The organism is Bifidobacterium sp. ESL0820, from assembly GCF_052606235.1.
On the sequence record NZ_CP199594.1, the window covers coordinates 1,424,642 to 1,451,222 of the forward strand.

Sequence of the window (26,581 nt, forward strand, 5' to 3'; positions counted from 1 at the left end):
ACAATTACGTGTTAGGCTGTGAACAGATACCAGAAACAGCTGCATCCCCTCGCTGAGCAAAGGAGCGATCGCCATGACCACGACACCGGACCATTCGGGAACCTCACCGTCCGCTACCAATCCCCGGTACCTACTAGGCAACGAGGCCAACCGCATCTTCATGGCCTCTCAGACCTACGGTTTCCTGGACTTCGGGCGCGGGTTCCCCACCGAGCAGGGCGGCGCCGGCTGGCTCAATGACGACGGCAGCATCGACCCCGACCAGGGCATTCAGACCTGGATCACCTGCCGGATGACCCACGTCTACGCCATCGGCAGCCTCCTGGGCTACCCGGGAGCGTCGGAGCTGGTCCACCGCGGCGTCCAGGCCCTTCAAGGCAACCTGCACGACGATGAACACGGCGGCTGGTACCCTTCAGTCTCATGGCAAGGCCAGCCCGAGAGCGGCAAGTCCTGCTACACCCACGCCTTCGTAGTCCTGGCTGCCTCCTCGGCCATGCTGGCCGGTGACCCCGACGGGCAGGAGCTGCTGGATCAGGCACTGGAGATTTTCAACCGCTACTTCTGGGATGACGAGAAGGGCCTGGCCGTCGACACCTGGGACAGCGGCTTTACCCGGCTGGACCCCTACCGGGGACTCAACGCCAACATGCACAGCACCGAGGCCTTCCTGGCCGTGGCCGATGCCACCGGCAAGGAGGACTACCGCGAGCGCGCCGGCCGCATCATCGACCAGGTCATCAGCTGGGCCGAGAACAACCAGTGGCGCATTCCCGAGCATTTCAACAGCGACTGGCAGGCCGACCTGGACTACAACCAGGACAACAAGGCCGACCAGTTCAAGCCTTACGGTGCCACGCCGGGCCACGGAATCGAATGGGCCAGGCTGATCACCCAGTACGCATTAAGCAGGTTCGATCAAGAGACCGACCGCCGCCGCTACATCGAAGCTGCCGAGCACCTGTTCGCCAGGGCTGTTGAGGATGGCTGGGCCGCCGACGGAGCCGAGGGCCTGGTCTACACCACGGACTGGCAGGGCCGCCCGGTGGTCCACGACCGCATGCACTGGACCCTGGCCGAGGCCCTGAACACCTCGTCCACCCTCTACGCAGCCACCGGCAAGGCCACCTACGCCGACTGGTACGCCACCTTCTGCAGCTACGTGGACCACTATCTGATCGACCACCAGGACGGGTCCTGGTGGCATCAGCTGGATGCCGACAACCATGTCATCGGCACGGTCTGGCCCGGCAAGTCCGACCTCTATCACGCCTTCCAGTCCACCCTGATTCCCTACAACGACCCGGCGGTCTCCATCGCTACGGCCATCAAGCAGGCCTGCGGACAGGGACAGACGGACCAGGGCCAGGCCCGCTGAACCCCATGGCAACATCAACCCCGCATCCCAGGGCGGACAAAGATAGCGTCCAGGCCGGCCCGATCAGCCTGGGAATTGACATCGGCGGCACCAAGATCGAGGGCGTGGCCATAGATGGTGACGAACACCTGCTGGCCTGCCATCGAACCCCCACGCGCCAGGGCAACCAAGCGGTTCATGACGACACAGCGGCACTTATCCGCCACCTGCTGGATCAGGTGGGCCCAAACCAGGGTCCGGTCACCGTAGGCTTGGGCATCCCGGGGCGAGTGGATGCCAATCGGGGGATGGTGGATGACGCGGTCAACCTAGGCATCCGCCACATGGCTCTGGGCCCTGCCGTTGCCAAGACGACCGGTCTGCCCGTCCGCGTCGAGAACGATGTCAACATCGCTGCTCTGGGAGCTGCCTCGCAGGCTGGCAATACCCTGATGACCCATGGAACCACACCCCACTCCGAGGCTGCCCGGGACCAGGCCCGACGTTCCGCATCAGAGCCCGGGCGTGACGAACCCAGGGCCGTGCCTGACCAGGACGACCATGTGGTGGCCTTCATCAACCTAGGCACCGGTCTGGCAGCGGGCATCATCCGCGGGGGCAGGATCGAACACGGAGCCAGCGGGGCAATCGGCGAAATCGGCCACATCTCAGTGGATGCCCACCAGTTCCCCTGCAAGTGCGGCCAGCGCGGCTGTCTGGAGACCGTGGCCTCAGGCTCGGCCGTGGAAGCCCTCTGGCCGGGAATCGCCCATCCCCTGCCCGACCTGATCGCCCAGGCAAGTCAAGGGAATCAGCGCGCCCAGAGAGTGGAGGACATCATCGGCCATGGCATTGCCCTGGCCGTGCAGATCGTGGCCCTGACCATCGATCCCGCAATCATCATCCTGGGCGGCGGCATGAGCAAAACCGGCCAGCCCCTGCTGGATCTGGTCACCGAGCATCTGAATAGGAGCGCGGCCTGCAGCCACTTCATCGCCTCGCTGAATCTGCCCGACCGGCTGCGCCTGGCCACGGCCGACCTGCCCATCGCAGCCATCGGCGCCGCCCTGGCAGGACGCATGGCCGCCGACAGTCGCCCATTTGACTTTATCGGAAAGGAAATCGCATCATGACCGAAATCATCATCGTCAAGTCCCAGGAGGAAGCCGGCCGAATCTATGCCCGCTGCACGGCCGACCTGATCCGGCGCAAGCCTGACTGCGTGCTGGGTCTGGCCACGGGTTCCAGTCCCCTGGCGGCATACCAGGCGCTGGCCGATCTGGTCCACAAGGAGGGGATCGACGTCTCACAGGTACGCGGCTTCGCCCTGGACGAGTATGCAGGGCTGGATCCGGCCCACCCCCAGTCCTATCGGTCCACCATCGACCGGACCGTGGTCGAACCTCTGGGCCTGGACCCTGCCAAGGTGAGGGTGCCCAATGGGAACCTGGACACCATCAAGGACGCTGGCCGTGTATATGACCAGGCCATCGAGGATGCCGGCGGCGTCGACCTGCAGATCCTGGGCATCGGCACCGACGGGCACATCGGCTTCAACGAACCCGGATCCTCCCTGGCCTCGGGCACCCGCATCAAGACCCTGACCGAACAGACCCGCATCGACAACGCCCGCTTCTTCGACAACGACATGGACCAGGTGCCCACCCACTGCATCACGCAGGGAATCGGGACAATACTCAAGGCCCGCCAGCTGGTCCTCCTGGCCTTCGGGGCCGGCAAGGCAGAAGCCGTGGCCGAGAGCGTGGAGGGCGGCATATCATCCTTCTGCCCGGCATCCGCCCTCCAGATGCACCCCCACGCCACCGTGATCGTGGACGAGGCCGCCGCCTCCCGCCTGCGCAACCGCGACTACTACAAGTGGGCCTATGCCAACAAGCCTGACTGGCAGTCCATCTAGAAGGCAAACCAAACATGTGCAAGGAAGCATACGAGTCGGCGGGGCTAGCGGTCGAGTCATCCCTGAATGGACCGGCCCATCCCCTTGTCCTGACCGGCGCAAGACTGATAGACGCTCGAGGAATCAGGGAAGATAGCTGGATTTTGGCCCTAGAGGGCAGGATTGAACAGGTCGGACAAGGTAGAGAGAGCCTGGAATCCGCACTGCGAGTCGCTGGCCTGCCCAGCCTACCCCCCTCCGTCCAAACTGAATCAGATAACCATGACGTGAATGCGGACGGCGTAGAGTTCATCGATGCGACCGGCTTCATTCTCACCCCAGGGTTCATCGACATCCACTCCCACGGCGGCTGGGTTCACTCCTTCGATGACGGTGACGAGGCCATTCGCACAGCCAGGGCCTGCCATATGGTCCATGGAACCACCCGGCAGGTGCTCAGCCTGATCACCAACCCGGTCGACACGATGTGCACCAATCTGCGCTCGGTCAGGCGGGTCATGGACTCCAGACCCGACGTGCTGGGCACCCACCTGGAGGGGCCCTTCATCGCCCTCTCCCGCAAGGGGGCGCACGATCCCAAGTGCCTGCGCGACCCTGAACCCGCGGTTCTCGACAGTCTTCTGGAGGCCGCCGACGGTTGCATACGCCAGGTGACGCTGGCCCCCGAGCGCGACCATGGCTACGAGGCCATTTCCCGCCTGGCCGGATCCGGTGTGGTGCCCGCGGTCGGCCATTGCGATGCCGACTATGACCAGACCCGCCGCGCCTTTGATGCCGGCGCCCGCATACTCACACATGTCTTCAACGCCATGAACGGCATCCGCCACCGTCAGCCAGGACCCATTCCGGCCGCCGTGGAGGACCCTCGGGTCACGGCCGAGCTGATCAACGACGGTTTCCATGTGCAGGACCCCTGCGTCGATCTGGCCTTCAGGCTCTTCCCCCATCGGATAGCCCTGGTCACCGACGCCATGGAGGCCACCGGCTGCGAGGACGGCGCCTACAAGCTGGGTTCCCTGAATGTAACCGTGAAGGGCGGCCACGCCCGCCTGACCTCCAACGGAGCCATCGCTGGTTCAACCCTGACCCTGGATGTGGCAGTCGGCCGAGCCGTCCAAGCCATCGGCCTCCCAGCCCCACAAGCCGTGGAAGCCGCCACTCTGACACCTGCCCGGGCCCTGGGACTTGACCGTCCCAACCCGATCACCGATGCTCCGCTGGGTCTTCTGGCACCCGGCTATGCGGCCGACCTCCTCCTCCTGAACCCGGCAGACTGGTCCGTCAAAACCGTGGTCTGCAACGGGCGCAGAATTCAGATCTAAAGCACGGATAACCTAAAGCCTCGGGTTCCTCGTTGCCTCTATGACGAGCTGGATTCTTCGCAACTGAGGGCACTAAGGCGGAAACGGTCACCACTATCGACAGGGGTACAGGCGCCTCGGCCCACTGTTCTCTCAGTACCCCACCTGGGCTCCATGCCCGGAATTCACCTGGGTCTGACCCATCTCCTGGCTCATCTGCATCAGGCGGGCTATGCGCTCATCGGTGGGCGGATGGGTGGAGAAGAGCCTGCTGAATCCCCGGACAGAGAAGGGATTCTCGATCATCATGGCGGCGGCGCTCTGGGTGCCGGCGGTCTGCGGCATGGGCGCGGCCTGAGACCCGTAGGATATTTTGTTCAGCGCCGATGCCAGAGCCGCCGGGTCCCCAGTCAGCCGACTGCCGTCCTCGTCGGCGTCATACTCGCGGGTGCGCGAAATGGCCATCTGGATCAGGGAGGCGCCCAAGGGGGCCAGAATCGAACTGATCAGCACGCCCAGGAGGCCGAAGACGCCGGAATCGTTATCCCTGTCCCGGCTGTCGCCGCCGAAATACATGAGGGAGTACCCCAGGTAGGTGATGACCGTGGCCATGGCCGAAGCAACTGCAGAAGTCAGAATGTCATGGTTGTAGACATGCATGAGCTCGTGGCCCAGCACCCCGCGAATCTCACGCTCGTTGAGGATGCGCAGGATCCCCTGGGTGCAGCAGACGGCGGCATGGCGCTCGTTGCGGCCTGTGGCAAAGGCATTGGGCGAGTCGGTGGGGGCGATGTAGATGCGGGGCATGGGCTTGCCGGCCCTCCCCGACAGCTCCCGGACAATCCGATAAAGGTCGGGAGCCTCCTGCTCGCTGACCGGCCGGGCATGCATGGAGGCGATCGCAACCTTGTCGGAGAACCAGTAGGATCCGAAAGTGGTGGCCAGGCCTATGAGGATATAGACGCCCAGCGTCCCCTGGCGACCGCCGGTCAGCCACCAGATGAGCATGATAACGGCCCACATGAGGGCGAACAAAAGCGTCGTTTTCAGGCCGTTGAAATGTCCGTGAACCTTCAGCTTGCCATTCATGGGTTCCATGGTAGACAATGCCGCTGAATTTTTGCTGAACGACCGCTGAAAAGATAGGACTGCTGGGCTCCTCCCCCTACTGTCCTTTCAGAACAGGCCTGGTTGGCTCACGTCTTTCCTCTCGCCTTGAGGCTTAGGAAGAACATATTGGACCTTCTTCATCCTCCCGTTTTCATCGAAGAACCGGCGAAGATTCATGGTCTTTACCCCAAAATGGTCAGCGATATTAGGGATCTTGGGCTCTTTCTTCATGTGCTGCCCCTGTTGAAGCGGAACCCGGGCCTCATCCGTCACGATGACTGCTCCCTCGACCTTGGCCACGGCGATCAGCCAGGGATCCGCCTTGCTCTCCGGCTCCCAGTATCGGCGCGACTCTTCCGTATACTTCCCGCAGGTGACCAGATAATCCTGGATTTGCGCATAGACCTGCCCATACCTGTCATCCTTATGACTTATTTGACGACCTTTGAACACTGCACGTACCCAAAGATCCAGCATATCGGGATCAGCGGCCTGCTCGTTGACCAGCTCGTCGTAGACGACATCCACCAAGGCGATCGCCTTGTCCTCAGCCAGCTTTTCCATCCATCGCCAGAAGGGGTGGAATTCCTTGTAGTCGAAAGGATGGTTGAGCCGGCAGGAGGCGATGAAGACGTTGGAATCGGGCAGGTAGAGGGTGGCGGTCATATCAGCTTCTTTTCACGAATCAACCCCTGATAAGACTGCGGGGAACGCACCCCCACCAGGTCGAAGCCCTCAGTCGGAGCCAGTCTTCCCCCGTCCATGGCGGCATTGACCAGGCGGACGAAACCGGTATCGACCCTGGAGGCATTGGTCCTGTTGCCATTACCGCGGGATTCCCGCTCCTGACGGTGGACGGCCCTGTCATGAAGATGCCGATTCATTCGTGCCTGCAGCTCCTCAAGCGTATCCTCGCCAGTCAAGCCGAGCTGATGGGCTTGTATCCCCATGGCTAAGGCACTCAGATGGAATTCACCAGCTATGGACTCCGCGGCATCGGCCGGCTCTTTATCACCTACCAGCTGCTCTCGCCATACCTGCCGGAAGCGCTCATCGTCAATCACGGCTTTTACCACCGCCCGGTTTATCGCGCGCTCCGTTGCCTTGCGGTCCCCTTGGCCGCCAATGCCGTCGAAGAGCTCCTGAGTGCCCAGCAGTACGTGCCCCACCTCGTGAATCAAGGTGAAGATCATGCCGTCAAAGGAATCATTTCTGTTGATGAACACCAGCGGAGCCATATCGTCGATCAGCACGAATCCCCGGAACTCCTGAAGATCCAGCTTTCGAGAACTCACAGAACCCACCTGGGAGTTGAGCATGATCATGATGCCCGCATGGGAGGCACGTTCCTTGAGCTGACGGAAACGGTCGCTGGAATTGCCGCCCTCCCAGGCAGAGCGCCCATCCAGCCCAAGGGTGGAGCGAAGCGCATCAGCCAGGGAATCGTCCTGCTCGGCATCGCGCACCGAACCGACTAGCGGGTTGGCATCCAAGCCGGACTCAAGCAATTCATCCCTGGCCCACTCCTGCCTGAACCGCATCTGGTCGATGGTGTCCTGCAGATTTTTGCTGGGCTGCACAGACGTGTTGCCTACGGTCCGGTAACGAACCAGAGGCTCAAGGCGACGCTGGGGCACAACCGACCTGACCAGGGCACCGAAAGGCACATGCAGGGCCCTGCTGAGCTGCTCAACCTTGTTGAAGGATACGGATACGGGTTCCTTGGATTCCAGCCAATCCGGCAACTGGCCAAGTCCCCGGCGCTGAGACAGGGCCACTGGATCGGCATCGCTCTCCTCAACGGCCCATTGGAGGGTAGCCGGATAGAGAGTCAGATTAGCCATGTCACGCTCCTTCGATTCCGTGAGGGGCTCTAATGACAATGATAGCTGCACCAGGCCTATCCGTCTGCCGTAAGCACCCAGTAGGGCATACCAAGAAAACAGGGCCTGGGTGAGGATTCATGAACCTCATCCAGGCCCTGCCACTGCTACCGACGACCTAAGAGCGATCGTCTACTCGCCGTGGGCAAGCTGGCGGAGCTGGTCTGGGTCGATGACCTTGATGTGCTCGCGTCCGACCTTGGCGCCCTCGGCGCGCTCATAGGCATCGACCCGCTTCCAACCGGCGAAGTCAATGGGCTGGATGCCCCTCTCCGCCAGGAAACGATCAATCGAATCGTCGTCGCGGTCCTTGGCGAAGCGGCCGTGGTCCGGGCTGGCCGCCAGGTCATCCAGCATGTTGCCGATGGTCTCTAGGGCATCGGATTTGGTGGACCCGATCAGGCCCACAGGCCCCCTCTTGGCCCAGCCCGTGGCGTAGAGACGGTCGATGGGTCGGCCGTCCTGCCCCTCGGGAGCAGTGGTCACGCGACCGTGGACGTTGGAGAGGGTGTAGCCGGAGAAGTCGTAAGGAATGCCGGGAACCTCGGCAGGCTTGTAGCCGATGGCATGATAGACGGCCTGCACCGGGTACTCCTCGTACCGGCTGGTCTCCTCCATGGTGCCCTCGGGCGTGACCTTGGTCTTCTCCACGCGAATGCCGGTCACCCTGCCGTCTTGGCCGATGATCGCGGCAGGCATCCGGTAGAAGTGCATATAGAAACGGCGGTCGGCGGGATTGCCCTCGAAGTCGACGCCGCCGTCCTCAGCCATGTCCTCGGCCATTTCCCTGATGGTGAAGAGCTCCTCCAGCATCTGGCGGGTCAGCTTGTCGGCACCGGCCCGGTCGATGGTCTCCTGATCCAGGTCGAAGTCCTCTTCGTTGATGATGATCTGCACTCCGGGCAGCTTCTCCAGCTCGCGCAGCTCCTGGACCGAGAACTTGGCCTGGGCCGGGCCGCGGCGGATGAACATGTGCAGTTCGCGGGCCTGGTTGCCCTGAATCCCCTGGTAGACATTGCCGGGGATGTCGGTGCCCAGCAGGTCGTCAGCCCGCCGCATCAGGATTCTGGAGACATCCATGGCCACGTTCCCGCCTCCGATGACGGCCACCTGCTTGGCACCCAGGGGCCAGTCCTGGTCAGCGTCGGGATAGCCGTCATACCATTCGACGAAGTGGGCGGCCCCGTGAACGCCTTCAAGCTCGTGCCCGGCGATCTCCAGGGGGCGGTCGTCCACCGCACCGGTGGCGAAGAGGACCACATCGTAGCGTTGAAGCAGATCATCCAGGTTGACGTCCCTGCCGAACTCCACATCCGCATAGAGGTGGATCTCGGGGTTGTCCAGGGTCTTCTCCAAGGCGCCGGCGATGTACTTGATGCTGGGATGGTCCGGGGCCACGCCGTAACGGACCAGGCCGAAGGGAACGGGCAGTTTCTCGAACAGATCGATACGGGCCCGGTCGCCCAGACCCAGGTCGGCACCCTTCTCCCGAAGCTGCCGCAGCAGAATGTCAGAGGCATAGACCCCTGCAGGCCCCGCGCCTATGACGGCCACGCGCAGGGGTGAGCCGGCTTCCTCGCCGCGGGCCGGTGCGGGCATGGTGGAATCGTTGACATTAATATCGCTCATGCTTGTCAGCCTAACGCAAAGCGACGGTCGGGAACAGAGCCAGGCGGGCTCCATCCCCGGGACTTTCACCAAGCGTCGCGAAATGGTCTCAGTCCCGGTCTATCAGCGCGGTCAGGGCCCAGAGGATGGAAACCACGTCGATGGCCTCCTGGGTAAAGGCGCCGACAACCACCGGGATCAGGTCGAAGGCGGCGCAGAGCATGCCCACGGTGGCCAGGGTCAGCCCCAGCATGACCGCCTGGAGCATGACCCGCTTGGTTCTGCGTGCAATGGTGATTGACCTTGGCAGACAAGCGATGTCGTCATTCATGATTACGGCCTGAGCGGACTCAGAGGCAGCCGTGGTGGTGCCGTCAGTGATAGCCATACCCACGTCGGCGGCAGCCAGGACCGGAGCATCGTTGACCCCGTCCCCCACCATCACGGTGATGGATTTGGTCACTGACTCCCCCAGGAATTTGGACAGCCAGATGTCCCAGAATGGCTGCCGGTTGGGCTCCTCCTTGGAGGCCTTGGCGATCAGATCGGCCTTGTCCTCAGGGAAGAGGCCGGCATGCACGTCGGTGATGCCCACCTGGTCGGCGATGATCCGAGCCGAGGCCTCCTTGTCACCAGTAACCATGGAGAGACGGGTGATCCCCAGCTCCCGCAGCTGGGCGATGGTCTGGGCGGCATCCGACCTGGGCACGTCCTTCATGACGATTCTGGCGGCCAGGACCCCATCGATAGAAATATAGGAGGCCATCTCGTCAGGCGCCAGGGGGCCAAAGGAATCACTTGAATGCCCGTCGGCCACGAACTGGGCCCTGCCCACCTTGACCTGACGGCCGTCGACCATACCCTGGATCCCGTTGCCGGAGTCCTCCCGAACCTCCCGCGCATGCAGATGAATCTCGTCACTGCTCTGTGCCCGCAGTCGCTCCTGGGCAGCGGCCCCCGCTTCAGCTATTCCGTTGGCCAGGATGTGGACCGAGTAGGACTCCACAGCGCCTGCCATGGCCAGAATCCGGTCTGTATCCACCTCTTGCTCGCTACCGTCAGGCAGGTCAATCTTGGCTACCTGGGGACGTTTGACGGTCAGCGTGCCGGTCTTGTCGAAGAAGATGTGCGAAACCCGGCCCAGATTCTCGATCACGTCCTGGGTCTTGATCAGCAGCCCCGCCTTGGCCAGCCTCCCGGTCCCGGCCATGTAGGCCACAGGGGCGGCGATCAGCAGAGGACAGGGGGTGGCCAGGACCAGAACCTGGGCGAACCGGGTCGGCACGCCAGAGATGATCCAGGCCACACAGGCGATGATAAAGGCCACCACGGTGAAGGGGACTGCCATCAAGTCGGCTGTTCTGACGACTGCAGCCCGCGAGTTCTGGGCGGAACGCACCAGGTTGAGGATGCGCTGATACTGGGAATCACGGGCCAGCTGCCGGGCCCGCATCAGGAAGGTGCCCGAGCCATTGACCGCCCCGGACATGACCTGGGCATCCTGGTAGAGCCTGCGCGGCATGGGTTCGCCGTTGATGGTGGACATGTCCAGGGTGGCGGTGGGGCTGATCAGCTCGCCATCGACGGGCACGGTCTCGCCGGGCTTGACCACCAGGAGGTCATTCAAACGGACCTTATCGACCGCCACTGTGCTCCAGTCGCTCTCCTTGGGAAGGGCATGCTCCCCCTCCGGCAGCTCTGACTGAACCACATGGGCCACCTGGGGGGCGGCCTGAACCAGCACCGTCAGGTTGTTCTGCGCCCTGTTCCCTGCATACTGCTCGATGGCATCGCCGGAGTAGAGCATGAGGACCACGGCCCAGCTGGCCCAATACTGCTTGACAGCCAGGGTGGAGAGAATGGCGACCACAGCCAGGATATCCACGCCCACGTGGCCCTGGCGCACGTCATCGATCATCCCCTTGAGGGTGTCCACCAGCGAAACGGCCACCAGGACGGCGACCAGCCATTGGGCGGCCTGGCGATAGGGGTGCCAGAGCAGGCCCATGGCCAGCCCGCAAATCAGAACCACCCAAAGCATGGGTACCTTCTTGGCGAAACCCAGGATTTTCGACATGACCACTTCCCCGCTCCGGACTTGTCAGCCTGACAGCCGTAGCCGGATCACGGCTCTCTTTTCCTCTTGACACATCAAGCCTATACCGCGTCGGTGCCGGCGATGGACGGCGAGTACGACAAGGGGCCGCACCCGCCAAAGTGACGGATGCGGCCCCTGGGGGTCAGCCCCGGATCACTGCCCGAAGAAGAAGCGGAAGGGATCCATGGAGTCATCGTCGTCGCCCGAACCGCCCTGGTCAGAGTCGCCGTCCTGACCACTGCCGTCCGAGTTCCTCTTGTTGGTCCTGGGCTTGCCCTGAACGGTCTGCTCCTCGCGGTCCAGAGTGGCGTTCACTTCGGAGGTCTTGCCGTCCCTGACCACGGTGATCTTGACCGAGTCACCGAAGGCGGCAGCCCGGACAAAGCCCAGCAGGGAGAAGTTGTTGTTGACCGCATGGCCGTTGAAGGCCACGATGGTGTCGCCCGTCTTGATACCCGCCTTGTCGGCCGGGGAGCCGGAGACCACCTTGGTGACCTTGGCACCGCCTCGGGTGACCCCATCGGCCTGGGCTGTGCTGCTCTGGATGGTGACACCCAGGGAGACGTGCTTGGCCTTGCCGTCCTTGATGATCTCATCGGCGATCCGCTTGACCAGGTTGGACGGAATGGCGAACCCGATGCCGATGGATCCCGCCTCGGACTTGGAGGAGGCCATGGAGGCAATGGAAGAGTTGATCCCGATGACCTCGCCGGCCGCGTTGAAGGTGGGGCCGCCCGAGTTGCCGGGGTTGATGGCCGCATCCAGCTGGACCGCGTTGGTCACGATCGGGTTGTTGTTGCTCTCGTCCATGACCGAGACCGGGCGGTTCAGAGCCGAGACGATGCCGGTGGTGGCCGTGTTCTCGTAACCCAGTGGATTGCCGATGGCCATGACATTCTCGCCCACAGCCAGCTTTTCGGAGTCGGCGAACTTCACAGGCTTCAGGTCGGAGGGCGCCTGATCCAGGCTGAGGATGGCCAGATCGGCCGTGGTGTCGGTGCCGACCACCTTGGCCGTGTACATCTGCCCGTTGGAGAGGGTGACGTGAATCTCCTGAGCGCCATCGACCACGTGGTTGTTGGTGACCACATGGCCCTGGGTGTCGAAGACCGCGCCCGATCCGGCCCCCACCCCGCTCTTGGTCTGCACCTGGATAGAGACCACGGACTCGGAAACCTGCTTGCTGATGGCCTGCCAGTCGGGAGCCTGGCCGCCCTGGACCTTGGCTGTGCCCTGGCCCGAGGAGTTGGAGGAGACCCCGTTCAGCGAGGAGGACGAGGGCAGGGTGATCCATCCGTTGGACAGTGCCGCCCAACCCAGCCCCAGCATGAGGGCAGCGGCCACTAATGCGGCCACCACAGCGGTGAAGACGTACTTGCCCGTGCCGCTCATGCTGCTGCCGGCGTTATTGCCAGGACCGGACCGGCCGTTGTTGGGGCCGCCGGATCCGAAGGGCACGAAGGGACCCTGGCCGGAGGGCTGGCCACCCTGGGGGCTCTGGCCGGCATTCTGACGGGGCTGGCTGGGCTGCTGCTGACCCTGGTCGTTGGCAGGCGGACGCGAACCTGCGGGTGCGTAGGCACCATACTCGGGCGCAGGCCGGTAGTAAGACTGCTGCTGCGTCTGCGCATCCTGCCCTGTGGCCGAGTCGCTGGAAGCGGAGGTTGAAGCCCCGGTGCCACTGCCGTCATTCGACGCGGTTTCCGCAGTCGTGGACCGTGCATCGCCACCAGGCATGGCAATAGGGGTTGTGGGCCTCTGATCCCAGGCCTGAGTCTGCTGGTCCCCTGCTTCTGGCCCGGGAACCTGAGCAGAGTCGGTCTGATCTGTGGAGGCTCCCGTCTCCTGCTCTTGATTGGCGGCCCCGCGCTCGATGTGGCTTGGCTGCCAGGACTGATCGTCATCGCCGCCCCTCCAAGGGTCGGCCTTGTGCTCTTCAGCCATTTCTGCTCCTTCGGATCGATGCCGCTGCCTGCTATTCGGTCACGCTTGTCAATCTACCCCGTCGCCCGCGCTTTTTGCTGTTTCCGGCTGACAGGCGAAGCGGGTCCTCGCATGCATTGCTTCCAAGTCTAGGGCCGAAATGCTGAATGTTGTCTGGACATTGCATGAAAGTCATATCGACTGTACACAGGGCGGCTGCGGGACGGTTGGATGTCTTGGATACAGTGGAGCCATGAGCCTGATCACCAACCCGCTGGGAGCCACGCCAGGCCGACCCGGCGACCGCACCGCATTCTCATTCGAGACCCTGAACCGTCTGCCTGACAGCCCCGAAGGTCTGGGACGCAATGGCCGCCGCTACGGCCGCACCGGCATCATCCATACTCCGCACGGAGACATCCGCACCCCCGCATTCATCCCCGTGGCCACCCAGGCGGCCATGAAGGCCGTCCTGCCCGAGCAGATGCGGCAGCTGGGCGCCCAGGTCCTGCTGGCCAACGCCTTCCACCTGTTCGAGCGCCCCGGCCCTGACATTCTGGACCAAGCAGGCGGCCTGGCCCGGTTCATGAACTGGGACGGCCCCACCTACACCGACTCGGGCGGCTTCCAGGTGCTCTCGCTGGGGGCGGGATTCAAGAAGACCCTGGCCATGGACGTGACCGGCATGAAGTCGGACCAGGTGATCGCCGAAGGCAAGGAGCGCCTGGCCTTCGTGGATGAGGACGGGGTCACCTTCAAGTCCCCGCTCAACGGCGACCGGCACCGCTTCTCGGCCGAGATCTCCATGGGCATCCAGCATCGCATCGGAGCCGACATCATGTTCTCCTTCGACGAGCTGACGACCCTGATGAACACCCGCACCTACCAGGAACAGTCAGTGGAGCGCACCTTCCGTTGGGCCAAACGCTGCGTGGACGAGCACCACAGGCTGACCCAAGCGCGGACCGGCAAGCCCTACCAGGCCCTGTTCGGCGTGGTGCAGGGGGCCAATTATGAGGATCTGCGCCGACGCGCCGCCCGCCAGATCGCCTCCCTGGACTTCGACGGCGTAGGAATCGGGGGCGCCATAGAGAAACGGCTGCTGGGGCAGACCTGCGCCTGGATCTGCGACGAAATGCCCGAATCCCGGCCCAGGCACGTCCTGGGCATCGCCGCTGTGGACGACATCTTTGCAGGCGTGGAGAACGGCGGGGACACCTTCGACTGCGTATCCCCGGCCCGCTGTGGACGCAACGGGGCCGTCTTCACCCGTGACGGCCGCTGGAACATCAAGCGCGCCCAATTCAAGGCCGATTTCAGACCCATCGAAGAGGACTGCGACTGCTATACCTGCACCCACTACTCCCGGGCCTACATCGACCATCTGCTCCGCGCCCACGAGCTCAACGGCTACACGCTGGCCACCATCCACAACGAGCGCTTCTTCGTAAGGCTGCTGGACGAGATCCGTCAGTCCATCGATGGCGGCTACTTCGACGACTACAAGAAGGAGACGCTGGCCAGGTTCTACGCCCACGGATCCAAGGGCTGAATCAACACGCCATTATTGCGCCGCGCAGACAACCGTGCTAACCTTTCCAGTTGTCTGCGAACGTGGCGGAATGGTAGACGCGCTGTCTTCAGGTGGCAGTGAGCTGATGCTCGTGAGGGTTCAACTCCCTCCGTTCGCACGAAGAAATGGAAATGTCTTCGGCTGACTGATGTCGGTCGAAGACATTTTTTATTGGTCCGATGGCAGCCGGGACTGTTCAGCCCATTCGATATTTCAGGTATACCCACCAGAATTCCCAGTCCGTTTGGACCTGCCCGGCGAGGGTTGCTAAGAGCGAACCAGCCGGGCGATGGCCTCGGAGGCCTCCTGCATCTTCTCGTCGGCCTCTTCGCCTCCCTTTTCGGCAGCCTCGCGGACGCAGTGGTTCATGTGGTCGTCCAGCAGAGTCAGAGCCACCGACTTCAGGGCGCTGGTCGAGGCGGCGATCTGGGTGAGGATATCGATGCAGTAGGTGTCCGACTCAACCATCTGCTCGATGGCCCTGACCTGGCCCTCGACACGCCGCAGTCTGGTGATGGTCCGTTTTTTATCGTTGGCATATCCGGGCACGATTCACTCCATTCGCATTCATCCCATGGCCTTCATGACGCAGCCAAGACTGACTCGAATTCATGAAACCCATCTCGAAATTCACCATCAGTATACCCCTGGGGGGTATAGTGAGCCACATGAGCAGCATCCTGGTCCTTATCGCGGCCCTGGCCATAACGGCGGGCATCATCTGGTACTTCTTCGCGCCCAGAAAGGCCACCCAGGCCAAGGATGAGGGCGGCGTCCAGACAGTTCACATCACAGTCAAGGGCGGATACAGCCCCCAGCTGATCCAAGTCCAGGCCGGGCGGCCGGTCAAGCTGGTCTTCGACCGCCAGGAGAGCGGAGAGTGCTCCTCGCACGTGGTCTTCAACGATTTCAACATCGACAAGACCCTGCCCGCCTTCCAGACCTCGACCGTCCAGCTGACCCCGCCCAAGGCCGGCGACTATCCCTTCGCCTGCGGGATGAACATGCTCCACGGGATGCTCCGGGCCACCGATGGACCGACGACCGGCAGCGCCGAGGCACAATCCAAACAAGCACAGGGTAGCCAGTCACAAGGCGAGCGCCCACAAGCCGAACCCACCGAATCCGCCAAGCCCGCCCAGACCAATGGCGGCAGCGACCAGGACGAGGCCGATCAGGAGCGCACGGCAGAAATCCGTGACCTGACCAGGCGGTTCATCGTAGCCCTGGTCTTTACGCTCCCGGTCTTCATCCCGGCCATGTTCGGCATGTTCCTGCCCATGCCCCACATGCTGATGAACCCCTGGGTCCAGCTGGTCCTGATCCTGCCGGTGATGTTCTATTCCGGCTGGCCCATCCACCGCACCGGATGGCTGGCCCTGGCGCACCGGGCCCCGGAGATGAACTCCCTGGTCGCCCTAGGCACTGCCACGGCCTTCCTCTACTCACTGGTGGTCACCGTGGCCCCGCAGCTCCTGCCTGAGGGAAGCCGCGAACCCTACTACGAGGCTGTGGGCACCATCATCACCCTGATGATCCTCGGCCAGATCCTGGAGGCAAGGGCCCGGCGCGGCACCGGCGATGCGATCCGCGCCCTTATCGGACTGAGGCCCAAGACCGCCACCGTGGTGAGGACCGACCAGGACGGCAGGGAGACCACCCAGGAGATCGCCGTCGACGATGTAGCCGTCGGAGACGTGATTCAGGTCCATCCGGGCGAGAAGCTGCCGGTGGACGGCCAGGTCATTTCCGGATCATCCTCAGTGGACGAATCCATGGTGACCGGCGAACCCATGCCCGTCCTCAAGCAGGAGGGCGATTCCCTGGTCGGAGCCACCGTCAACGGCACAGGCTCCCTGCGCTACAAGGCCACCCAGGTAGGGCAGGACACCGTTCTGGCGCAGATCATTCGGCTGGTCAAGACGGCTCAGACCTCAAAGGCACCCATCCAGAAGCTGGCCGACCGGATATCGTCAATCTTCATCCCCGGGGTCATCCTGGTAGCGCTCTGGACCTTCGTGGCCTGGTGGGCGTTCGGCCCCATGCCCCGGGGAGTATACGGAATCGTGGCGGCGGTCTCCGTCCTGGTCATCGCCTGCCCCTGCGCCTTGGGCCTGGCCACCCCCCTGTCCGTAACGATCGGCACTGGACGCGGCGCCCGTGCCGGCGTGCTCTACCGGTCGGCGGAGGCCCTGCAGGGAGCGCATGACGTCGATACCGTCGTCCTTGACAAGACCGGCACCATAACCCAGGGCCGGCCTGAACTTGCTGATGCCCAGAGCGTGCAGGGGCTGGATGAGGACCTGCTGATCAGGGCGGCCGCGAGCGCCGAGAGCAATTCCGAGCACCCCCTGGCCCAGGCCATCGTCCAGGCCGCCAAGGACCGCAACCTTGAGCTGGTACCGGCCAAGGACTTCGACTCGGTCACCGGCGCCGGCATCGACGCAACCTTCCCCTCTGGATCTTTTAAAGGGAGCAAGGGCACTTCGCATGTCCTTGTCGGCAACCGCAGACTGCTCGAGGGCAAGGGAATCGATCTAGGGAACGGCATGGCGGACCAGACTGGCGCACAATCCCTCTTGGACACCGCCCGCAGCTGGGAGGATCAGGGCCGCACAACCATCTTCGTGGCCATCGACGGCAGGCTTGCCGGGGTCCTGGCCGTGACCGACCAGGTCAAGGCCGGCTCCAAGCAGGCCATCCACGACATGAACGAGCGCGGGATCCAGACCATCATGCTGACCGGCGACAACCAAGGCACCGCCGAGCAGGTCGGGGGCCAGGTGGGAGTCACCCGGGTGGTGGCGCAGATCCATCCCGAGGACAAGGCGAGCATCGTCAAGGCCCTCCAGGCCCAGGGGCACAAAGTGGCCATGATCGGCGACGGCATCAACGACGCCCCGGCACTGGCCCAGGCCGACCTGGGCATGGCCATCGGCACCGGAACGGATGTGGCCATCGAATCCGCCGACGTGACCCTGGTCTCGGGCGACCTGAACGCGGCGGTCAAGGCCATCGACCTTTCAGCGGCGACCATGCGCAACATCCATCAGAACCTCTGGTTCGCCTTCGGGTACAACGGCCTGGGCATCCCCATCGCCGCCGGCGTGCTCTACCCCTTCATTGGCCTCCTGCTCAACCCCATGATCGCCGGTGCAGCCATGGCCTTCTCCTCCCTGTCAGTGGTGCTCAACGCCAACCGGCTGCGCCACACGCCTCTGAAGGCCAGGCCGGTCAAGGAGGCCAAGCCAATCGACATGGATGCCCTGACCAGGGACCTCAGTATTTCCACCCACCAAGAACACAACCAAGAGAAAGGAAACGAGATGGGACTCTTCCATCATCATGACGACATGCAGCAGGATCAGACAGCGACGGACAAGGTCACCGACCCGGTCTGCGGCATGACCATCGACCCCAACACAGCCGCTGCCAAGCGCGACTACCAGGGCAAGACCTACTACTTCTGCTCGCAGAATTGCGTCGATACCTTCGATGCTGACCCGGAGAAGGTGCTCAACAAGTAGGATTGCAGGCGTATCATATTCCTGTAGACACTTTTTCTGTCTACAGGAATATTGGTGGTTATCATGCGTCTGCTCAGAATGGTCGTCGAGGGACTTCAACCCTTTGAAAACCAGACCCTAGCCCTGGATCTTTATGCCCGCGACCAGGTCCGCTCGAAAACCCCTGGCAACGGACTGACTTATCTGGAGAACAGTCCAGGCAGTCACATTTACGCGCAGAACGTGCTGTGCCTTACGGGAATCAACGCATCCGGCAAAACCACGGCACTCAACGCCTTGGCCCTGGCCGTCAGCGTCCTGAGCAAGGATGCCAGCCCTATGCTGTCTTCCGTCAGATCCCTCAGCGCCTTCGGGCCCAGCCTGCAGATTTCTCTGATCTTCGAGTCCAAGCAGCACTTCTACCTGCTCAAGTCACAGCTGGATGCGGTCCACGACGACACTTCCGACGAAAGCATGGATCTCCTGACCGACAGCACCTATCGGTTTTCTCAGGAACAACTTTGGCGCTATCCAAGCAAGCCCCTGCCCAAGTCCGTACTTCGCAATACAGACGCTTTCCAACAACGCTCGAAACTGATCAAGGTCCGGCGTCCGGCAGCCCAATCCTCAGGTGATGCATCCACCGACACCTACCTGACCAAGGAGGCCTTCGACTACCTCTCCCCTCACTCGAGCATCGTTCTGCCAAAAACCAAGACGGATCTGACTCAGGTCATCGCCCGCATCGGACCAGAAACCTACTTTCCCATCGTTCCTGTCGACACCATCGCCGATCCTGTGCTGCACGTCTTCGATGACAGCATCGACTACTTTCATATCGACCAGGAACACCGCGCCCATCTGAGATTCGCCGGCACCTCTCAAGAAGTGGTCACGTCCAACATGGACACGGCCGGGCTGCTCTCCCTGGGCACAGTCCGCGGATCCCGAATCGTCAAAGCGGCCATTCGGGTCCTGCGCACAGGTGGCTATCTGCTGATCGACGAAATCGAGAACAGCATCAACAAGGAGCTGGTGCGCATGATCATCAACCTCTTCATGTCTGCGACCAGCAACCCTCATGGCGCCACCCTGGTGTTCACGACCCACTACGCGGAACTGCTCGACCTGATCCAGCGCAAGGACAATATTTACTTCCTCAGACGTGGCGAAGACGAGCGCAAGGGCATCCAGGCGATCAACTACTCAGAGGCAGTCAGGCGCGGGGAGCTCAAGCACAGCGAGGTCTTCCTATCCAACTACATCGGAGGTACCGCCCCTAAGGCAGCCGAGCTCAAGGCCATGCGCCAATACGTAGCCGACCAGGTGGCAGGGCAAGAACATCATGCATAGCAGGCGGGAGGAGCTTGCAAGGGCCATTGGGGACGATGCAGTTCTCTTCTCGTGCGAAGGCGTAGCCGAGCAGGTCATCGTCGACAAACTGGTCACCAAGCACCTGACCTTCATCAATCGGGATCGCATCATCACCGATCCTTACAACGACGACGCCTGGTCAACCCGCGACAGAAGCGGTGAGAGCCTGGCTCGTGACTTTCTGACCCAGGACTATGGACGAAACGTGACCATCCTCTGCATACAGGACCAGCTGGGCCACCGCACCTTGCTGCGCCAGCCTTACGCCGAACATGCCCAAACCATCAACGTCACCACGCATCCCGAGATCGAGATGTTGATCGTCTACCGCGAGGGCAAGCTGGACGAGTACAACAGCTGGAAGTCACACCATCGCGGCGCAAAAAACAGCAAGCTGAAGCCCAGCCTCTTCTGCAAGGAGGAGCTCGGACAGGAAGACCGCAACTTCCGCAATATCAAGAAATATCCTTTTTTGAATCAATACTGGGATGATGCGGATGCGCTGGTCAGAGCTTTGGAACTGTACAGGGAACTAGCCTCTGCAAAAAAGCAGGGTAGTGACTTTCTGCTGGCCGATCTGCTCGGCGTCTGATCAGCGGTCGTCAGCGAGCTGCCAGGGCTGGTCCAAAAAGTCGAAGATGCGCTCCAAGTAAGGCCTCAGAACCTTGTCGGGCATCTGGTAGAGCTCGTGCATGCTGCCCGGGATGCGCACCAGCGTGGCCTGGCAGCCGCCCTGCTGGACCTGGTCGACAAAACGGTTCTGGGGCATCGGCAGCACAAAGCGGTCGGGCTGAGCCTGGAAAAGCAGCAGAGGGGTCTCCACCCGGCTGCATCGGTCAGGACGCAGTATGGCCCGGCTCATCTCCAGGCTCTCCCTTACCCAGCCGAAGGTGGCGGCGCTGGTCTGGTAATGCACCTCCTTGGCCCGCAACTTATGGGTCCAGGACACCCGAGCCTGGCTGCCATTGGGGTACTTGCCCATGTCCAGCTCGGGACGGAAGGGGCCGAACCCCGGAGCCATGCTGCGCGAGCGGCCCATCATGCAGGCGGCGTTTGTCGCCGTCCATGCCACCGAGGGCATGAACCCGGTCCGCGGCGCAATCATGGGCGATGACAGGACCGCCTTGTCAATAAGCGAAGGAAAAGTTTCCAGCATCCTTGCAGCCACGCCGCCGCCCATGGAGTGGGCATAGAGCACCATGGGCTTGTCCTGGGCGTACTGCTGGCCCACCTGGGAGCAGAAAGCGGCCAAATCCGCCACATACCGCTGCCAATGATCCACCCATACCAGACTGGGATCGTTTACGCCCCGGCCGGAGAAACCGTGTCCCCAGTGCTCGGGAATGCAGACAGAGTACCCCTGCATCAGGAAGTACCAGGCCATCTCCTGATACTTGTCGGCGAATTCCGAAAAACCGAAGGAGATGATTACGGCCCCGCGCACGCGAGCCGACCCTGACTCCACCGCGCCCTGGCGGAAAAGCGCCCTGTCATAGCAGACGTAATGCAGAAGCCGGGAGGGGTCGACGCCGCCGAGATGGGCCTTGTCCAGCAAGGTTCCCCCGTCCTCGCCGCCGTCATGGGAGATCATCCATCCGTCACTGCGACAGGAGGCCAGATCAGGAAGGACGCGATCCTTCATGATCTGGTCGTAGCGGCGCTCCTCAACCAGTTGGACGCTCATGCTCTCACCCTATACCACCTTCTGTTGGACTCGGCCCTACATGAGCCGGGTGCTCTCCAGGTTTCTGACGATCCAGTCATTGAAGCGGATGACGGGCTTGCGCAGGACCAGCCCCAGCAGCAGCGAGGGCACCAGGAAGAGGGCCAGGGTGGCCATCTCCCGCCAGAACTCCATGCCATAGGCTCCGGCAACGGCCGACTGCATGGCCCCGATGGCGTGGACGAAGGGCAGGAAGGGATAGACCCCTTGGAAGAAGCCGGGCAGGGTCTCCATGGGGAAGGTGCCGCCCGAGCCAGCCACCTGCATGACCAGGAGGATGACAGCGATGGCCTTGCCGATGTCCCCGAAAGAGACAACCAGGGTATAGATCAGATTCATGAAGACGAAAGAGGCGAAGACCGCCACCAGCACGAACATCAGCGGATGCACGCACTGGACCTTCAGGTAGAAGAGGTCGCCCAGGGCGATCAGGCAGCCCTGGAGGATGGCCATCAGCGCGAAGACCGCGAATCTGCCGAAGTACTCCTGGTAGAGCTGAAGCCCGAAGCGGCGGGCGTTGCCTGGCGACTCCGGGCGGAAGGCTCCCCAGGAGCGGCTGCCCTCGGAATCCTCATCCAGGTCATCGGCCCTCTTCCAGGCATCCTCCAGGGAGTCCAGGTGCAGGACGAAGGCCTTCTTCTTGTCGGACAGGGCCACCTTCATCATGGCTGCCAGAATGGTGGCGCCCACCCAGATGGAAAGGATGGTGTAGAAGGGGGTCATGGCCGACCCGTAGTTCATGACCGGGAAGACCGCATGCCGATGGATGCCTACCGGCGAGGACAGAAGCGCGGCCAGGGTTTCGGAATCCCCGCTCAGCAGGGTTTTGACCTCCTGCGCATCCTTGCCCTGCGAAGCCTGGGTCAGGTGTCCCCCCAGGTCGGTCAGCCGCTTGGAGGCCTGGTCCAGGCGCTGGGAGATCTCACCCAGCTGGTCCTTGGCCTGGCTGATGTCCTTGGTCATAGGGCCCGTCAGCCCAGAGGCGCCTTTGACGGTTCCGTCCAAGCCCGTCAGCAGCCGGTCGGTCGAAGTGACCACGGTGTCCATGGAGGAAGCCAGGTCATCCAGGCGGGGCTTCAAATCATCGCGGTACTGGGCGCGGACCTGATCCACCGAGGCACGGGCCTGGGCGATCCTGTTCTTCAGATCCTGGCGCTGACCGCCCAGTTTGTCCTTGCCCTCCTTGGCCGCCTGGGAGGCCTGGCTGATCCGATCGGCCAGGTCGCGCTGAGCCGCCTGGGCCGCCCGCATTCCGGCCTGGGCCTGATCGATGGCGGTCAGCAGGGCCTGGCGCTGCTCCGCTGTCAGGTTGGCGTCGGATTCCACCGTGGCACGCAGATCCTCCAGGCTGGCGATCATTCCGTCGTAGTCAGCCGCCGATTCCCTGATCCGTTCGCTCAGGTCGTTCAGCTGGCTGCTGACGGCATCACTCTGCTGACCTACCTTGTCGAAGGCGTCGTCGATTTTGGAACCGATGGTGTCATAGGCCCCCGAGGCCTGGTCAAGGGCGGCATCGACCGCCTGGGCCGACCCGGAGAGGGACTTGCCCAGATCCTTGGACCCCTTGGTTCCCTGATTCAGAGCCTTCCTGGCATCGGCCATGGCGGAGTCGGACCGGCCCAGGATTCTGCCGGTGGAGTCGATCATCTGGCCGGAGGAGCCCAGAAGGCCCGCATAGGCATTCACCTGGCTGGAGGCAGTGGTCAGCCGCTGTGACATCTGGTCGATGTGGCCGGTCGTCCTGGTCAGATAATCCTGGACTTCGGGGCTCTGAGAATAAGTGAAGACCTGGCTGGCCAGATCGATCCCCACCTGCCCCACGGTCTTGACGAAGGTCTTGTCAATGGTTGTGGCCACGGTGTCGGCCCCCTGCTCGGTGACATGGGGGGCGATGGCGTTCTTCTTCTCGTTCAAGTAGTACTCAAGGTTGGCGTGCTTCACATCCTTCGAGAAGAGGGTCATCATGTCCGCGCTGAAATCCTTGGGAATGACGATGGCGGCGTAGTACTCGCCTAAGCGCACCCCCTCCAGGGCCTGGTCGCGGTTGACGAACCTCCAGTCCAGCTGGTCGTTGGCCCGCAGCGTGCTGGTGACCGTCTCCCCCACGTTGATCCTGACCGGGATCAGGTCGGACTTGTACCCCTTGTCGGTGTTGGCCACGGCCACCTTGATGGCCTTGGTGTTCTTATAGGGGTCCCAGCTGGCGGCGATGTTGAACCAGGCATAGAGGGCCGGGACGATGATCAGGCCCATCAGGACGATGATGGCGATGACGTTGCTGGTGGCATCGGCCAGGTCCTTGCGCAGGATCCTCCAAATGTTCCTCATCAGCGGTCACCGTCCTCGTGAGCGTCTTCCTCATCGCGGTTCAGGACTGATTCGCGCACGGCCGTGGTCAGCCTGGTCACGGCCGAGGGACCCTGTCGACGCGGGCGAATCAGGGTGTGGAAGTCCATGCCGGGGCGCTCGGTCAGACCCAGCTGCTGCACATAGCTGTCGCAGATGTACTCGACGATGATCAGGTAGGCGTCGATCAGGACGATGGAGGCGATGCAGGCGATCAGCATGACGATCTTGGCCTCGGTGCTGAACAGCAGGATGAGGAAGAGGACCGGCAGCAGAACCAGGGCCAGACCAGCCCGGATCAGCGTTGGATAGAGGGCCAGGAAGCGATGCGCCCGCCGCCTTATGACAGCGCGGTAGTCGCCCTCGCCCAGGATGGAGCGGGCCAGGCTGCCCAGGCTCAGACGACGGTCGGCCGAATGGTTCTGCTCGGTCAGCATCAGGTCGGTGGCGCCCAGCCGCCGGTCGAAGAGGGCGTTCAGGTTGAGCAGGTACCGCCGCACCACCAGTCCGATCAGGAGGGCCGCGGGCAGGTACCAGAAGATGTGGAGCATATCCTGCCAATAGTGGTTGCCGTACATGCCGCCGATGGTCTCGCGCATGGCGTTGATTCCGTAGGTGAAGGGCAGCCAGGGGTTCAGATTGCGGAAGAAGTCGGGCATCATCTCAATGGGATACATGCCCGATGAGCCAGGTATCTGCAGAATGACCAGGACCACGGCCAGGGCCTTGCCGATGTGCCTGAAGGAGGCGGCCAGGGCATAAATGATGTTGATGTAGACGAAGGAGGCAAAGACCCCGGCCAGGACGAACAGGGCCGGCTGATGGCATTGGATGCCCAGCATCAGGTCGCCCACTGTAGCGATCAGCGCCTGGAAGAAGCCGACGAAGACCAGCAGAAGCCAGCGGCCCAGGTAGGCCTGGGTGGCGGTGCACTTGCGGATGCCCTCCTTGTCGACCTCCAGCTTGTAGATGGCGATCAGGATGAACCCGCCCACCCAGAGGGCCAGATTGGTGTAGAAGGGCGCCACGGACGACCCGTAGTTGCTGACCGGGTAGACCGTGTGGGAATCCAGCTTGACCGGAGAGGCCATGGCCTTTCCGAAGGATTCGGGGCTCAAGCCCAGGGTCTGGGCCATCCGGTTCCAGGCGGCCGAGGATCCCAGGGCCGCCACATCGGTGCGAACCCCCTCCAGATCGGACCTGACCGAGGCCAGGGAGGCCCTGGTGGTGGACAGGGTCGACTGGGCCTGACCAATGGTGGAGTCCAGCTGGTCCAGCAGGGCGTCGGTCTGGGCGGCCGTGGTGGACAGGCTGCTCAGGGCGCCCTGAAGGGAGCCGTTGGAGGCGTTGAGGTTGTCCAGGCCGGTAAGGAGGTTGGGCATGGTGGTCCCCGTCAGGCTCTGGCTGGCCGCAGTCAGGGCCTTGATGCCTGTGTCGCCGGTGTCGGTCATGGCCGAGCTCAGGTCCGATGCGGCCTGCTTGCCCGAGCCCAGGGCCATGGAGGAGTTCTTCTTGAAGGCATCCAGGGATGCCTTCTGCTGCTGGTTGGTCTTTTTCAGATCGTCGATCTGCCGCTGGATGCTCTCGTAGGCCGGATCCCCGGGATGCAGCCCGGACTGGTCCAGACCTGTCTGGAGCCGGTCCACGGCCTTCCCGTTGGCGTCCACCAACTGGCCCAGGCCGGAGTTGACCCGGTCCACCTTGTCCTGGGTGGCGTTCAGGTCGGCGGTAATCCCGCCTGCCACCGTATTCACATCCGTGACCGCGCTGGACAGCCGCACCGACCCGTCCGCCAGAGCCTGGTTCAGGGCGGAGGAGAAGCGAAGGCTGTCGTCACGGGTCCTGGTCATGTGGTCCTGGGCCTTGCTCAGGGTGGCCTGGGTGGCCGATATCTGACTCTGCAGGTCCTTGATGTCGCTTCTGGAGCCGGCCACGGTCTGCCTGGCCTGGCCCATGGTGGAACCAATCCGGTCAAGCTGGCCATCCGTACGATCCAGCTGGCCGATGATTTCCCCCAGGTCGCCCACCACCTGACTGCGGCTCTGCTCGGCCGCGCCCTGGGCATCGCCGGCGGTCTGCAGGACCTTCCCGGCCAGGGCATCGCTGACGGCCGAGACGAAGACGGTGTTGATCTCCTGGTCGATGGTGGAGGCGCCGGTGTCGGTCACCTTGGGGGCGATGGCGTTCTTCTTCTCATTGACGTAATAGTTCAGCGCAGGCCTGCTCCCGGTCCCCTCGACGATGCCGACCAGATCGGCGCTGAACCGTTCTGGGATGATGATGGCCGCGTAGCACTTGCCTGAGTGGACCTCGTTGATGGCTCTCTGGTCATCATCCATGAACTTCCAACCCAGGCTGTCGTTGCCGCGCAGCTCCTGGATGACCGATCTGCCGGCATTTATCCTGCCGGTTTGCGCGGATTGGGCCCCTCGATCCATGCTGACGACGGCCACGGGCAGGTTCTTGACGTTGCTGTAGGGGTCCCAGAGGGCCATGATGTTGAACCAGGCATAGAGGGAGGGCAGCACGGCCACGCCGATGGTCACCACCAGGGCCACGGGGTTGCGCAGTATCCGCCAGAGATCTCGCCTGAAGATGGCCAACACGGTCTTCACCGCCAGGCACCTCCTTCTTGTCTGTCCGGGGTATCACGGCACTGGCCTGCTCCACTCGGATCGGCTGCATCCTCCCGGGACCTACGTCCGGCCCGAGTATAGCCACCCTTCCTTACTGGCCCAGGCCGGTCAGCTGATCGTGAATGCCCGCTCGATGCCCGCTCAATGCTGGAGGCGGAAGGGCAGGCATGCGACCAATGGTGGTTTCATCGTATATGAGTAAGGACGGATCCCTTGGGCGACACG

At 62.8% G+C, this 26,581-nt stretch carries 18 protein-coding genes and 1 tRNA gene; 9 read left to right on the plus strand and 10 right to left on the minus strand.

Annotated features, from left to right (window positions below):
• Positions 1–73: 73 nt before the first annotated feature.
• Genes ACUIAH_RS05675 through nagA form a run of 4 tightly spaced genes read left to right on the plus strand, consistent with a single transcriptional unit; the run spans position 74 to position 4,597 of the window.
• Complete coding sequence (locus ACUIAH_RS05675) at positions 74–1,378, plus strand: AGE family epimerase/isomerase (protein WP_445340627.1); 1,305 nt, start codon at positions 74–76, stop codon at positions 1,376–1,378.
• A gap of 5 nt (positions 1,379–1,383) precedes the next feature.
• Positions 1,384–2,490, plus strand: coding sequence for an ROK family protein (locus ACUIAH_RS05680; protein ID WP_445340628.1), 1,107 nt, complete (start codon positions 1,384–1,386; stop codon positions 2,488–2,490).
• Positions 2,487–3,275 (plus strand): glucosamine-6-phosphate deaminase, encoded by a 789-nt coding sequence (nagB, locus tag ACUIAH_RS05685; RefSeq protein ID WP_045923808.1) that lies wholly within the window; start codon positions 2,487–2,489, stop codon positions 3,273–3,275. The genes ACUIAH_RS05680 and nagB overlap by 4 nt, the downstream gene beginning before the upstream one ends.
• A 14-nt stretch (positions 3,276–3,289) precedes the next feature.
• Positions 3,290–4,597 (plus strand): N-acetylglucosamine-6-phosphate deacetylase, encoded by a 1,308-nt coding sequence (gene nagA, locus ACUIAH_RS05690; RefSeq protein ID WP_445340629.1) that lies wholly within the window; start codon positions 3,290–3,292, stop codon positions 4,595–4,597.
• Positions 4,598–4,729: 132 nt separating this feature from the next.
• Here the strand turns inward: nagA and htpX are convergent, their stop codons facing one another.
• The 6 genes from htpX to ACUIAH_RS05720 all read right to left on the minus strand — a co-directional run bounded on the left by htpX (position 4,730) and on the right by ACUIAH_RS05720 (position 13,219).
• Positions 4,730–5,665, minus strand: coding sequence for a zinc metalloprotease HtpX (gene htpX, locus ACUIAH_RS05695; protein ID WP_313837540.1), 936 nt, complete (start codon positions 5,663–5,665; stop codon positions 4,730–4,732).
• A gap of 87 nt (positions 5,666–5,752) precedes the next feature.
• The gene (locus ACUIAH_RS05700) at positions 5,753–6,352 is read right to left on the minus strand and encodes a DUF4411 family protein (protein WP_445340630.1); all 600 of its coding nucleotides are present in this window, start codon (positions 6,350–6,352) and stop codon (positions 5,753–5,755) included.
• Positions 6,349–7,530, minus strand: coding sequence for an ImmA/IrrE family metallo-endopeptidase (locus tag ACUIAH_RS05705; RefSeq protein ID WP_445340631.1), 1,182 nt, complete (start codon positions 7,528–7,530; stop codon positions 6,349–6,351). Before ACUIAH_RS05705 ends, ACUIAH_RS05700 begins: the two co-directional genes overlap by 4 nt.
• A gap of 171 nt (positions 7,531–7,701) precedes the next feature.
• Positions 7,702–9,168, minus strand: a complete 1,467-nt coding sequence (locus tag ACUIAH_RS05710) for an FAD-dependent oxidoreductase (protein WP_445341565.1) — start codon at positions 9,166–9,168, stop codon at positions 7,702–7,704.
• 118 nt (positions 9,169–9,286) lie between these two features.
• Positions 9,287–11,254, minus strand: a complete 1,968-nt coding sequence (locus ACUIAH_RS05715; RefSeq protein ID WP_445340632.1) for a heavy metal translocating P-type ATPase — start codon at positions 11,252–11,254, stop codon at positions 9,287–9,289.
• Positions 11,255–11,428: 174 nt separating this feature from the next.
• Positions 11,429–13,219, minus strand: coding sequence for a trypsin-like peptidase domain-containing protein (locus ACUIAH_RS05720; protein WP_445340633.1), 1,791 nt, complete (start codon positions 13,217–13,219; stop codon positions 11,429–11,431).
• A 232-nt stretch (positions 13,220–13,451) separates the two neighbouring features.
• On the opposite strand from ACUIAH_RS05720, the gene tgt reads away from it, so the two are divergent.
• Both tgt and ACUIAH_RS05730 read left to right on the plus strand, forming a co-directional pair.
• Positions 13,452–14,750 carry a tRNA guanosine(34) transglycosylase Tgt gene (gene tgt / locus ACUIAH_RS05725; protein ID WP_445340634.1) on the plus strand — a complete coding sequence of 433 codons (1,299 nt, stop codon included), beginning with the start codon at positions 13,452–13,454 and terminating at the stop codon, positions 14,748–14,750.
• A gap of 56 nt (positions 14,751–14,806) precedes the next feature.
• A tRNA-Leu gene (locus tag ACUIAH_RS05730) sits at positions 14,807–14,889 on the plus strand.
• A 149-nt stretch (positions 14,890–15,038) separates the two neighbouring features.
• Here ACUIAH_RS05730 and ACUIAH_RS05735 read toward each other — a convergent pair.
• Complete coding sequence (locus ACUIAH_RS05735) at positions 15,039–15,320, minus strand: metal-sensitive transcriptional regulator (protein ID WP_024627554.1); 282 nt, start codon at positions 15,318–15,320, stop codon at positions 15,039–15,041.
• A gap of 119 nt (positions 15,321–15,439) precedes the next feature.
• On the opposite strand from ACUIAH_RS05735, the gene ACUIAH_RS05740 reads away from it, so the two are divergent.
• From ACUIAH_RS05740 to ACUIAH_RS05750, 3 genes are all read left to right on the plus strand, one after another.
• Positions 15,440–18,298, plus strand: a complete 2,859-nt coding sequence (locus ACUIAH_RS05740) for a heavy metal translocating P-type ATPase (RefSeq protein WP_445340635.1) — start codon at positions 15,440–15,442, stop codon at positions 18,296–18,298.
• Positions 18,299–18,361: 63 nt separating this feature from the next.
• Positions 18,362–19,630, plus strand: a complete 1,269-nt coding sequence (locus tag ACUIAH_RS05745; protein ID WP_445340636.1) for an AAA family ATPase — start codon at positions 18,362–18,364, stop codon at positions 19,628–19,630.
• Positions 19,623–20,243, plus strand: a complete 621-nt coding sequence (locus ACUIAH_RS05750; protein ID WP_445340637.1) for a hypothetical protein — start codon at positions 19,623–19,625, stop codon at positions 20,241–20,243. The genes ACUIAH_RS05745 and ACUIAH_RS05750 overlap by 8 nt, the downstream gene beginning before the upstream one ends.
• Here ACUIAH_RS05750 and ACUIAH_RS05755 read toward each other — a convergent pair whose 3' ends face one another.
• Genes ACUIAH_RS05755 through ACUIAH_RS05765 form a run of 3 tightly spaced genes read right to left on the minus strand, consistent with a single transcriptional unit; the run spans position 20,244 to position 26,335 of the window.
• A complete protein-coding gene (locus tag ACUIAH_RS05755) occupies positions 20,244–21,335 on the minus strand; it encodes an alpha/beta fold hydrolase (RefSeq protein ID WP_445340638.1) in 1,092 nt (363 codons plus the stop codon). It abuts the gene before it with no gap.
• A 36-nt stretch (positions 21,336–21,371) separates the two neighbouring features.
• A complete protein-coding gene (locus ACUIAH_RS05760; RefSeq protein ID WP_445340639.1) occupies positions 21,372–23,702 on the minus strand; it encodes a YhgE/Pip family protein in 2,331 nt (776 codons plus the stop codon).
• Positions 23,702–26,335 carry a YhgE/Pip family protein gene (locus tag ACUIAH_RS05765; RefSeq protein WP_445340640.1) on the minus strand — a complete coding sequence of 878 codons (2,634 nt, stop codon included), beginning with the start codon at positions 26,333–26,335 and terminating at the stop codon, positions 23,702–23,704. Before ACUIAH_RS05765 ends, ACUIAH_RS05760 begins: the two co-directional genes overlap by 1 nt.
• Positions 26,336–26,581 lie beyond the last annotated feature (246 nt).